This window comes from Microbacterium sp. B24 (assembly GCF_000333415.1).
Lineage (GTDB): Bacteria > Actinomycetota > Actinomycetes > Actinomycetales > Microbacteriaceae > Microbacterium.
Genome location: NZ_BADB01000218.1, coordinates 1 through 10,452 on the forward strand (window position 1 = coordinate 1; position 10,452 = coordinate 10,452).

The 10,452-nt window shown below is 65.3% G+C and carries 9 protein-coding genes and 1 pseudogene; 3 read left to right on the top strand and 7 right to left on the bottom strand.

Features of this window, described 5'->3' with window-relative positions; all coding sequences use genetic code 11:
* Both I5I_RS16030 and I5I_RS05720 read right to left on the bottom strand, forming a co-directional pair.
* Window positions 1–1,060: glycosyltransferase family 4 protein (locus tag I5I_RS16030; protein ID WP_148285496.1), on the bottom strand; the 1,060-nt coding region annotated here is incomplete at its 3' end.
* Window positions 1,061–1,135: 75 nt separating this feature from the next.
* Window positions 1,136–1,804, bottom strand: coding sequence for a hypothetical protein (locus I5I_RS05720; RefSeq protein WP_148285497.1), 669 nt, complete (start codon window positions 1,802–1,804; stop codon window positions 1,136–1,138).
* Between the two features lie 343 nt (window positions 1,805–2,147).
* Between I5I_RS05720 and I5I_RS05725 the strand changes: the two genes are divergently transcribed.
* From I5I_RS05725 to I5I_RS05735, 3 genes are read left to right on the top strand one after another with little or no spacing between them, the layout of a single operon-like run.
* On the top strand, window positions 2,148–3,014 hold the full coding sequence (locus I5I_RS05725) for an ABC transporter permease (RefSeq protein WP_036317526.1): 867 nt from the start codon (window positions 2,148–2,150) through the stop codon (window positions 3,012–3,014).
* Complete coding sequence (locus tag I5I_RS05730; RefSeq protein ID WP_036317515.1) at window positions 2,998–3,738, top strand: ABC transporter ATP-binding protein; 741 nt, start codon at window positions 2,998–3,000, stop codon at window positions 3,736–3,738. Before I5I_RS05725 ends, I5I_RS05730 begins: the two co-directional genes overlap by 17 nt.
* On the top strand, window positions 3,731–4,732 hold the full coding sequence (locus I5I_RS05735) for a glycosyltransferase family 2 protein (RefSeq protein ID WP_051039498.1): 1,002 nt from the start codon (window positions 3,731–3,733) through the stop codon (window positions 4,730–4,732). The genes I5I_RS05730 and I5I_RS05735 overlap by 8 nt, the downstream gene beginning before the upstream one ends.
* 55 nt (window positions 4,733–4,787) lie before the next feature.
* Here I5I_RS05735 and I5I_RS16035 read toward each other — a convergent pair whose 3' ends face one another.
* The 5 genes and pseudogenes from I5I_RS16035 to I5I_RS05760 form a co-directional block, all read right to left on the bottom strand.
* Window positions 4,788–6,725 (bottom strand): cell wall-binding repeat-containing protein, encoded by a 1,938-nt coding sequence (locus I5I_RS16035; protein WP_187289915.1) that lies wholly within the window; start codon window positions 6,723–6,725, stop codon window positions 4,788–4,790.
* 168 nt (window positions 6,726–6,893) lie between these two features.
* Window positions 6,894–8,015, bottom strand: a complete 1,122-nt coding sequence (locus tag I5I_RS05745; protein ID WP_036317517.1) for a glycosyltransferase — start codon at window positions 8,013–8,015, stop codon at window positions 6,894–6,896.
* A 3-nt stretch (window positions 8,016–8,018) separates the two neighbouring features.
* Complete coding sequence (locus I5I_RS05750; RefSeq protein ID WP_036317518.1) at window positions 8,019–9,482, bottom strand: LCP family protein; 1,464 nt, start codon at window positions 9,480–9,482, stop codon at window positions 8,019–8,021.
* Window positions 9,479–9,946, bottom strand: coding sequence for a 5-(carboxyamino)imidazole ribonucleotide mutase (gene purE / locus I5I_RS05755; RefSeq protein WP_036317520.1), 468 nt, complete (start codon window positions 9,944–9,946; stop codon window positions 9,479–9,481). Before purE ends, I5I_RS05750 begins: the two co-directional genes overlap by 4 nt.
* A 177-nt stretch (window positions 9,947–10,123) precedes the next feature.
* Window positions 10,124–10,452, bottom strand: a pseudogene (locus I5I_RS05760) (5-(carboxyamino)imidazole ribonucleotide synthase); the annotation flags it as partial.

Below are 10,452 nucleotides of genomic sequence, written 5' to 3' on the forward strand. Positions count from 1 at the left end.
ATTTCGCGCATCCAGCGCTCCGCGAGGGAGAGATAACGTGGTGCGTGGAAATCGACTCCGTCGCCACCGCGCTCGCGCGCGGATAGCCCCCGCCGCGATACTCGACGATATGCGTCGAGTCGATTACCGGGATGCCGGGACGCGAACGGGTAATCCAGGGCAAACGATCGTATAGCCACTGATTGTGGTGCACAACAACCCCTCGGATCTCGAAGGACCTGAATAGCGCCCGCAGCAACTGCTCAGTGCCGGTGGTCTGCGACGCGACCGTCGGCTCCGAAAACGGGATCACCAGCGCACCGTCGAGTTCAGCACGCGCAATCCATGCCTGATGGGAGTCTCGGTTCGTCAGGACGATCGGAAGGAAACCGGCCTCGCGCACGATGCGCACCGTCTCGAACGCCCAGCGCTCAGCCCCCCCGAGCTCAAACCAATGGAGCCCGATAAGCACTGCGGAAGTACTGCCTTCCTCGGTCGGAGCCGCGAGTACCAGGGGGACACTTTCGAAGGCGCCGCCGTCGCGAAACTCGCGGTCATAATCTCGGCGGTCCGCACGAGTCGTCAGCCCAGCACGATGGCGACGAAGCTCCACGTCCCTCAGCTCGTCGTAGAGCAATGGTGCGTAATTGCGGAGCTTCCGCAAGACGCGGCGGTATCCCCCGCCTACCACGTCACGTGGAGGCTCTTTCTCGAGGACATCGTCACGCGAAATGTGAAGGTGTCGCGACGGGTGGGCTACCAGCTCGTCTGAGTCAAGCTCGTGAGGGTGATGCACGCGTCGTTCAGCGGGAACGACGCTGCGGACCGTGAGACTCAGCTCTCGCCGCGCGAAGCTGCGTGACAGACCATGAAAAGTCGCGTCGTCCGTCGTTCGCGGCAGGTCCTGCCACGAACCTTCGTACAGGTGGGCGTCGAAGGTCCGATCTGCGGCCATGAGCGCGTGGAAGTTCAACGCGCCGACCAAGAGGCGCCGCTCTCGTTCGGACATCGATTCCAGCTGCTCGGCACCGGCGACAAGACGGAACAAGGCTACCTGGCCCAAGACAGTGAGAGGCGTCACGAAGAAGATCTTTCGGAATCTGTGGTGGGTTCGTCCGCGTGGGCGGAACCTGGCGAGCCTACCAGCCGACCGCTGCTAGCTCCCTGACAGCCGGTGCTCGGCGTCACCGTCACGGGGGAGGGGCGCAAAACGTCCGAGCCGTGCATAAAGAGTCGGCTTCTTCTCCGCGAGAGCGTGCCACTGGGCGTGTTCATCGACGACGAAATCGAAGGGCGCGTCGCTGCCGATCACGCGGAAGCCGAGCTGGTGCGCACGCCACGACAGCAAGAGGTCCTCGAGCATGAGGTCGGCGCTATCGAGCGCGGAACGTAACGACGTGTCTGTGAGCAGCGACACATCCACGATGCTTCCGCCGGTTCCGACGTATGTGGCGCACTGGCCCGCGCCCGCAGCGCTGCGATCCCAGTAGTCGCCGTGGATGCGCCATGCCCACACGCCGACATAACTGTGCTCCGACCATGCATCCCGAAGGGTGCGGACGAAGCTGGGAGCTACTCGCTGGTCATCGTCGATCATCACAACTGCGCCGCGATACCCCTTCCGTTTCAGAGCGTCTGCAGCAAGCATGCGCCCCGCGCCGCCGACGTTAACCGGGCTCGAGAACAACTGCACCTGAGAGACCGCACCACGAAGACCACGAGCGAGGATGTCACGGTAGAGCTCGTCGTTCCCGGGTTCGTTGTTCCAGAGCAAAAGCTCGATCTTGCAGTCGAGCTCCTGTTGGGCAAGTTCGTCGAGGATCACCTCGAAACGATCCGGTCGGTGCCACAAGCACATGATCACAGGCTGCGCGCCAGGTGCGGCTACTCCAAAGCTCGTCGGCACAACATGCCCGCGCCGGCTGAACTTCCTCAGTGTTCTGCGCGCTCGCCTCAGCTGACGATGCTTCCGGGATCGCAGGATCATGTCGAGGACGGCGCGGCGCGCCCTCAGCGGCAGCATCCGCCTCGCAAGCTCTCGCATACCCGCTCCCACTAACCACCGCCAGTCCCCGACCGCCGAGTGTAGCTGTCCAACCGCGCCCCCAGCCACGAGCAACTAGGATCGTTGGGATTCTGCTCCCACTCAGACCTGAAGGATCGCAATGATGTCCACCCCCGGATCGGCGGACGGCGCGCTCATCGCGCCTGGCCGCGGTCTCGGCCTAATCGGCGTCTTCCGGCACAGGTATCTCCTCACGCTGTTGGTGCGTAAGGAGGTACAGATCCGGTATCGCGGATCCGTCCTCGGCTGGCTCTGGTCATACGTCAAACCTCTGATCCAGTTCTTCGTGTTCTTCATCGCGATCGGCGTCTTCCTTGGGCAAAACGACCGCGTTCAGTTCTTCCCGGTGTATCTACTCGCGGGGATCACGGTCGTGACCTTCTTCAATGAGGCATTCGCGAACGGTACGCGGTCGTTGATCGACAATGCCGCGCTGATCAAGAAGATCTACCTACCGCGCGAGATGTTTCCGGTGGCGAGCGTTCTCGTCGCCATTGTGAACACGTTGCCGCAGATCGTGGTGATCTTGACGATTGCGGTGATTCTCGGCTGGGTGCCGACCGTTCTCAACGTGGCAGCGCTTCTCTTGGCCCTCCTGATCATTGGGCTGTTATCCACCGGTCTCGGCATGCTGTTCGGATCGATCAACGTAACCTTCCGAGACGCGCAGAGCTTCGTGGATATCGTCCTGATGTGCGCGGTTTGGGCTTCGCCAGTCATGTATCAGTGGGAGATGGTTCAGGGGCGGGTGTCGCCCTGGCTCTTCACTTTGTACCAGCTGAATCCGATCACGGCGGCAGTGGAGCTCTTTCACTACGGCATCTGGCTTCCGCTCGAGCCCGCGGGTGGTCAGAGTATGCCTCACATGTGGCTTTTCAGCGGCTTCGCACTGTTCATCTCTCTCCTGATCCTGGTCGTGGGTCAGGCCGTATTCCGTCGCCTGGAGAGCCGTTTTGCTCAAGACCTCTGAATCGCAACCGCGCGTCGTCATCGATGATGTGCGAAAGGCCTTCGTCCTGCGGCACACCCACTCGTTCAAGGAGACATTCGTCGCGGCGATGCAGCGCAAGAAGACGACGACAGACTTCCGCGCGCTGGATGGTGTCTCCTTCTCCGTCGGGACTGGCGAGTCGGTCGCGCTTCTGGGCTTCAACGGGTCCGGGAAGTCCACGACTCTGAAGATGATCTCTGGAGTACTCCGACCGGACACAGGCACGGTCCTGACGCGCGGACGCGTCGCCGGCCTGATCGAAGTGGGCGCCGGCTTCCACCCTGATCTGTCCGGGCGCGAGAACATCTATCTCAATGCGGCGATTCTGGGGATGACCAAGAAGGAGACCGATGCGCGATTCGCGGATATCGTCGCCTTCAGCGAGATCGAGCGCTTCATCGACACTGAGGTCAAGCATTACTCATCGGGGATGTTCTTGCGGCTCGCGTTCTCCGTTGCGATCCATACTGAGGTCGATATCCTGCTCATCGACGAGATCCTCTCTGTGGGTGACGAACCGTTCCAACGCAAGTGCCTCAAGAGGATCCGCGAACTACACGATGCGGGAAAGACGCTCATCGTCGTGAGCCATGACCTCGACATGGTCGCCGACCTCTGCGAGCGGGCGATTGTCCTGAAGGGTGGACGCGTCGCTTTCGATGGACCCAGTCACGAAGGGGTGGCAATACTACGTCATGGATAGCGAACACACGCCTCGCGTTTCGATCATTGTTCGAACGAAGGACCGACCGCAGCTTCTTCGGCGTGCTCTGTCGAGCATCGCCGAGCAGTCATTCACGAATTGGGAGGCCATCGTCGTCAACGACGGAGGCGACCCGAAGACCGTCGAGTCGGTCATCGGTGAACTCCCCCCAAGCGTTAGTCAACGCGTCCGACATGTGCACCACTCGGAGTCGCTCGGTCGTTGGCCTTCTGCGAACGCGGGCATCGCGCGCAGCGTGGCATCCCTTGTCGTCCTCCACGATGACGACGACAGCTGGCATCCGGACTTCCTCGCCGAGACGGTGAGCTTCCTCGACGCCGCGCCCGAAGAATACGGCGTCGTCGCCCGCACAGAGGTGATCCTGGAGGAGGAGTGCGATGGCGAGTTCATTGAATCCGGGCGGTACGTCCTCGAAGCCCATAATGAGGAGATTCTCCTCACGGATCTGCTCAGCTTCAACCGATTCGTTCCGATCGGATTCGTCTATCGACGCCAGCTTCACGATGTGATCGGGCCGTACAACGAGTCGCTTCCCGCAGCCGGCGACTGGGCATTCAACCTGGCTGTCGTCTCCCTGCAACCCATCCGATACGTCTCCGACAGGCCCCTCGCCTACTGGCACCAGCGACCGGGCGCTCGCGGCGTCATCGGCAACAGCGTGCACGCGGCGGTCGACGACCACGCATTCGCGAATCGCCTATATCGCGACCAGCAACTGCGCGCCTACGCACAGACGGAAGGGCTCGGCGTTCCTCTGTACGCTTCCGCCGTTGTAGCAGACGTCACGAACCGCATCGATGGACTCACATCAGCTATCACCCAGCTGCAGACGCGTCTGGATGATCTCGAGACGCAGAACGACCGACTGGCTGCACGAGCCGACCTCATCCTCCACAATCTGTCGCGGACGATCGACACACGCATCCGCGGCTGGGTCGTCCGGCAGAAGAACCGACTCCGCCGCTCGCGCTGACCTCCCGGAGAAGGATGGCGAAACCCGCCTCACGCGCCAGCGGTCTCCTCTGATGTCAGCACCGCTCGGCGCGTGCAACCGCATCAGAGAGAGCGTTTGGGCCACCCAGAAGGGTGATGCGGGTCGCCCGATGGGAGTTCGCGTAATCCTTCGCCGGACTCGTCATGCAGCCATCGGGCTGCAGGATCATCGGGGCGTTGAGGCCTGCCGAAAGGACCGAGCCTGCCAACGCGTCGGGGAATATCGCCCCCGAAGCCATGAAGATTCGCGGGGTCGAGCCAGGGTAGGCCTGCTGAGCAAGGCCAAGGCTGGTGGCGTACCTATCTTCCCCACTGACGCGTTGCACGGAAATGCCGAGAGACTTGAGTTGAGCTTCGATTCCCGCGCTCAATGCCTGGGGCCCTCCCGCAAGTACTACGGTCGTCACCCCCAGCTGACGGAGCAACTCGATCGTGATCTGAGGGATTTGTCCAACTTGCCCGTCGACAAGGAGAACAGGGACTCCTTGGGCAGCAGCGACGGACGTGGCAGAGAGTGCATCAGGGAAGGCCGCTCCTGCTGCGATGAAGACCTTGGCGGTCGACTGCCATCCGGACGCGACGACGCGGCGAGCTGTTTCGTATCGATCTACGCCCGAGATCCGATCTACGCTCGTCTGCGCTCCCACGACCTGCTGAATCGCGTCAGAGACTCCGGCAGAGATGGCGTCGGGCCCGCCCAGGATGATCACGCGACTGGGCTTCAGTGATTGCAGCCGCGACGCAGTCGCCGGTGGAAGCGCCACCGATCCCGTCAGAAGCAGCGCAGATTTCGTTCGGGCTGCGACCGTGGCGCCGATGACGCTGTCGGCGAAGTCCTCGCCAGAGACGACGTACACCGTAGCGCTGCCCTGTGGGTTTGTCTGCGCAGCAATCGCGGCCGCCGTCTCGTAGCGATCCGCGCCCTGCACGCGATCGGTGGTGAAGCCCGGCGCTGGCGCCGGCGAAAGATAAGCGCTGGACACCCAGTAGTAGATCCCGAACAGTCGGATGTTCGTCCAGCTGCCGTAAGTCGCCACTCGCGTAACCGCCGTGCCGGGCGAGAACACGTTAAGAATGGTGGGGCAGTCTGTAGTCGGCGCTGCGCGTCCGTTGAGAAGGTCTGTCGTGACGTACTCGCCCGACGCTGGCGTGACCGCGCTCGGCGCCGGCGCCCTACAGGGATCCACATTCTCCTGGGTCGACCCGAACCAGCTCGTGTAGAACGTGTAGAAGTTCCGGTTACCGTAACTTGAGCAGGCGTCTCCGAGCCCCTGGCCGGCGGACAACGCGGCCGGGTTGGGCTGATACGGCGTGTAGTTGTATAGCGCTGCAGTGGCGTAGTTACGGATATTGAGCGTCGTTCCGCCGCAATAGTCGTTGCCGTTCTTGTCCGGCGGGTGGTAGCCGACCCAGTTCGGCCCTGGCTGCTTGCCGAAGGCGGTGGCCTTATACTTCTTGAGTTGTTCGGTGCCGCCAAATATCTGGTTGGCGATCCCCGATGCCGCAGTAACGCATGGTGCACTGTCAGAGCAGAGGTGCCCCATCGCTTTGCGGAGCTGGGTATCGGTGGGGGCGCTGTCGGTCACCAGCCCCTGTTCCTTCTGCATCGTCACAAGGATCACCTTGGCGGAGATTCCGCACGCGACCTGCACACGATAGATATACTCCGACGCCCGCATTGTGCCGCCCGCAAGATCGGAGCAGACGAGGTTGCCCGTCGTCTGGGAGTAGTAAGCCGGGCGGCTGTCGGCTGTGAGCGTCAAGACATTCAGGCAGAGGCCATTGGAGCACGACCCGATCTTTCCATCGAGAAACGTTTGAATCTGGGCTGCCGACATCGCGTTTCCGTCGTAGAACAGCGTGTCGGAGATGATGTTCTCGGCGTTGAATCCGACGACAGGTGCGGCCTTCACGATCCCCGAATCGGCCGCAGTGGCACTGAGCCCCGGGAGCGCCACCGCCAGTGACGCCACGAGCGCCAAGACTGCCACGAAGCCACCGATTGGTGAACGGCGTTGCAGCAACCATATGAGGCGGGGGGACCGGCTTCGAGTACGCACGTGACCATTGTTACTGATGTGACGTGCTGATACCACCGGGACAGGCCAGACACGCCGAAGACACGCCCCGATCCCGCGTCCTCACAGGTCGGCGTGCAGCTGCCAGATCCGCTCCGCGGCACTGATCCACGAGAAGGCCCGGCCGCGATCCGCGGCCAGCACGGCCTGCCGCTCGACCGCCGCGGCTGAGCCGAGCAGACCGGCGAGCGCGTCCGCGAACGCACCGTCCTCCGACGCCGGCGCCAGCACTCCCCCGTCCCAGACGACCTCGCGATGCGTTTCGGAGTCCGCGGCGATGACGGGAACACCGACGGCCAACGCCTCCACGACCCGCCACGGAAAACCGCTCAGCGTCGACGGAGCCAGCAACGCCACCGCCCCGCCCAGAACGGCCGCGCGATCCGCGTCCTCCAGGGCGCCGCGCACATGCACACGCCCTTCTGCAAGTCCGGATGCCGCCGCCAGCTCAGCAACGGCCGGCTCGTCCCCCTCGGGCGCACCGATCACCACGACCGGCAGGTCCGCTCCCGCCGCGGCGATGGCCGCGAAAGCGGTGGACAGCCCCGCCGAGGCCGCCGACGACCCCGGCACGACGAGACACCCATCGGGCACATCGAGCGCCCGCCGCCGCCCGACCTCGTCGGTGGGAACGGCGAAGCCGGCCGGCGCGGCTCCCGCGATCACGCGGATCCGGTCGCCGAGGGGCGCGATCTCCGCGAGATGGTGCGCCATCGCGTGGCTCGGCACCACGACGGCATCCGCGTGCTTCAGGGCGCGCTTGAGCATCGCCCGGTGCCACGTGACGGCCGTCCGCGGCATCTCTCCCGCGCGCTCCCAGGCCGAAAGATCCCACATCGTCACGACGGTCTGGTCGTTGTCGTGGACGCGATCGTGCTTGACCAGCGGCGCGAGCGCAGTCGGCGAGTGGATCATTCCCCCGCCGATCCCCGGTGCCAGCCCGAGCTGCCACGAGGCGGCGAGCTCACGCCTTGCCAGCGGGGCGCGCGTGACGTCGGCGAGTCCGGGCACCGCCCCCTCGAGATCGCCCGCGGCATCGGGCGCTGAGGGAACGATCGCCGCCACCTCGCACCCACCGGGCGTGGTCGCGACGAGGGCACGCCCCGTCTCGCGCGATGCGAGAGCGAGGTCGGGGTCGGTCGGCGCGACGAGCTGGTCGAGCACCACGCGCAGAGTCGCGACCATGCCTCAGCCTTCGCTCGTCGGAGACGGAGACGGCGGATAGAGCGCCTGCTGGATGAGGTCGCGCACGTGCGCGTACTGGTCGGGGGTCGGGTTGTCGGTGTCGATGCCGGCGCCCTCGGGGGTGAGCTCGAGGGTCTGCACCGGCTGCTCCTTGGCCTTCACGCCCAACTGCACGAGGAATCCGAGCATCGAGTCCGGGATGTCGGTCTTGACGAGGTCCGAACCCGCCGCGGCGACCGCCTGGAAACGGCTCAACACGTTCGCCGGGTTCGCCTGCGCGAGGATCGCCTGCTGCAACTCACGCTGCCGCCGCATCCGGTCCCAGTCGCTCGTCGTGTACCGCGACCGGGCGTACCACTGCGCCGTGTCGCCGTCCATGTGCTGCGGCCCCGCCTCGATCCACCCGATCGCCCAGTCCTCGGCGGGCTCCCCCTCGTAGGTGGGTCCGCCCCCCTTCGGCAGCCGCTCCTGCACGGTGATGTCCACGCCGCCGAGCGCGTCGACGATGTCGGCGAAGCCCTTCATGTCGACGAAGACGTAATACGGGATCTGGATGCCGAGAATGCCCTCCGCGGCATCCTTCGTGGCCTCGACGGCCGGCGTGGAGCTGTTCGCCGCGGCATCCGGGTAGATGTCCTTGCCCTCGTCGGGCTGGCAGATCTCCACCGCGTTCATCAGCTGATTGATGCCCGGCCCCCACCCGCACGTCGGCGAGGGATGCCCCTCGAAACCGTCGGGGTACCGATCGTGCATGGGACCGTCGGCGAACGGCGCGTACGCGAGATCGCGCGGGATGCCGGTGATGTGCACCGCGCCGGTCTCGGCGTTGACCGACACCACGGAGATGCTGTCGAACCGCATGGAGTCCCGGCCCAGTCCGCTGTCGGCTCCGAGCAGGAGGAAGTTGTAGTAGCCGTTGGACGGCGGAACGGGCGGCGCGTTGTTCGTGAAGATCGACGCGATCGCCTCGCGCGCGGGCGCCAGCAGCTGCTGGGCGGCGTAGACAGCGCCGCCGCTGCCGACGAGGAGCCCGACGATGGCGAGCGTCGCCACCAGCGGCCTCGCTCCCGCTCGCAGATTCACGAGGCGGATCAGACGGAGGGTGTCGATCGTCAGCACGACCCACAGCACGGCGTAGGCCAGGAGCACCAGCTGGACGGCCAGCAGTGCGGCCGCGTTGGTGCCGAGCGTGAACAGCAGCGTCGGCCACACCAGAGCCGCTACGGCCGCAACGACCACGCCCGCCCACATGATCAGCGTCGCCGTCAGCCCTACCCGGCCGAGGCGCCGGCTTCCTGCCAGGACCTGCGCCGAGCCGGGAACCAGGAAGTTCAGGGCCAGCAGCCACCAGGCGCGGCGGGTCATCACGCGCGGCGACCGTGTGTCGGGTCGACGCATCGGCTGCTCGCCGACGATCACCGGCTCGGCGGCGGCTCGCGGCGAGCGCGGCGGTGCGGCCGTGCTCACAGTGACTCCTTCAGGCGCAGATTCTTCTCCTCGACCTGCGCCTCGAGGGTGCGCGCGTAGTGCTCGACACGGTCGGCGATCCGGGCGTCGGACGCACCGAGGATCCGCGCCGCCAGCAGACCGGCGTTCTTGGCGCCGTTGATCGACACGGTCGCAACGGGAATCCCCGCCGGCATCTGCACGATGCTGAGCAGCGAGTCGAGCCCATCGAGCGTCGCCAGCTGCACCGGCACACCGATCACCGGCAATGCGGTGACCGACGCGAGCATGCCCGGCAGATGAGCCGCACCACCCGCACCCGCGATGATCACACGCAGGCCACGCTCCCGAGCCTCACGCCCGTATCGCAGCAGCTTGTCGGGCGTGCGATGAGCGGAGACGACTTCCACTTCGTGCTCGATCGTGAACTCGCTGAGCACCTGAGAGGCATCGCTCATGACGCGCCAGTCCGAGTCCGATCCCATCACGACGCCGACGAGAGGGGAAGCCGAGGAATGCAGAGCGCGAGTCACCCGACCAGGCTAGGACGGCGCGCTGGAAGAACCCCGCAACGCCACGCATCCCGCCCGCCGTGCACGGCGCTCCGGCCCGTGGCATCCGGCGCCCCGTGCAGTTCGGAACGCCCGCGGCGGGCGAGGAGGTCAGTCGACGAAGAACGCGGCCGCGGCGCGTGCCTCGTACACGACGGCATCCACGTCGTCGCCGAAGGCGTTGACGTGGCCGACCTTGCGCCCAGGCCGCGGCGCCTTGCCGTAGGTGTGCACCTTCACCGCGGGGTGCGCGGCGAGCACGGCCGGAAAGCGGCTCTCCAGCGAATCGGTCTCGGGTCCGCCGAGGATGTTCACCATGACCGCCCAGGGCTGGCGCGCCGTCGGGTCACCCAGCGGCAGGTCGAGCAACGCGCGCACGTGCTGCTCGAACTGTCCGGTGACGGCACCGTTCCTGACTCCCGTGGCCGCTGTTGTGCGGC

Coding starts and splice junctions, on each gene's coding strand:
- I5I_RS05735 (WP_051039498.1), top strand. CDS start 3,731: ATGGATAGCGAACACACGCCTCGCGTTTCGATCATTGTTCGAACGAAG.
- I5I_RS05745 (WP_036317517.1), bottom strand. CDS start 8,015: ATGGTCGCGACTCTGCGCGTGGTGCTCGACCAGCTCGTCGCGCCGACC.
- I5I_RS05725 (WP_036317526.1), top strand. CDS start 2,148: ATGTCCACCCCCGGATCGGCGGACGGCGCGCTCATCGCGCCTGGCCGC.
- purE (WP_036317520.1), bottom strand. CDS start 9,946: ATGGGATCGGACTCGGACTGGCGCGTCATGAGCGATGCCTCTCAGGTG.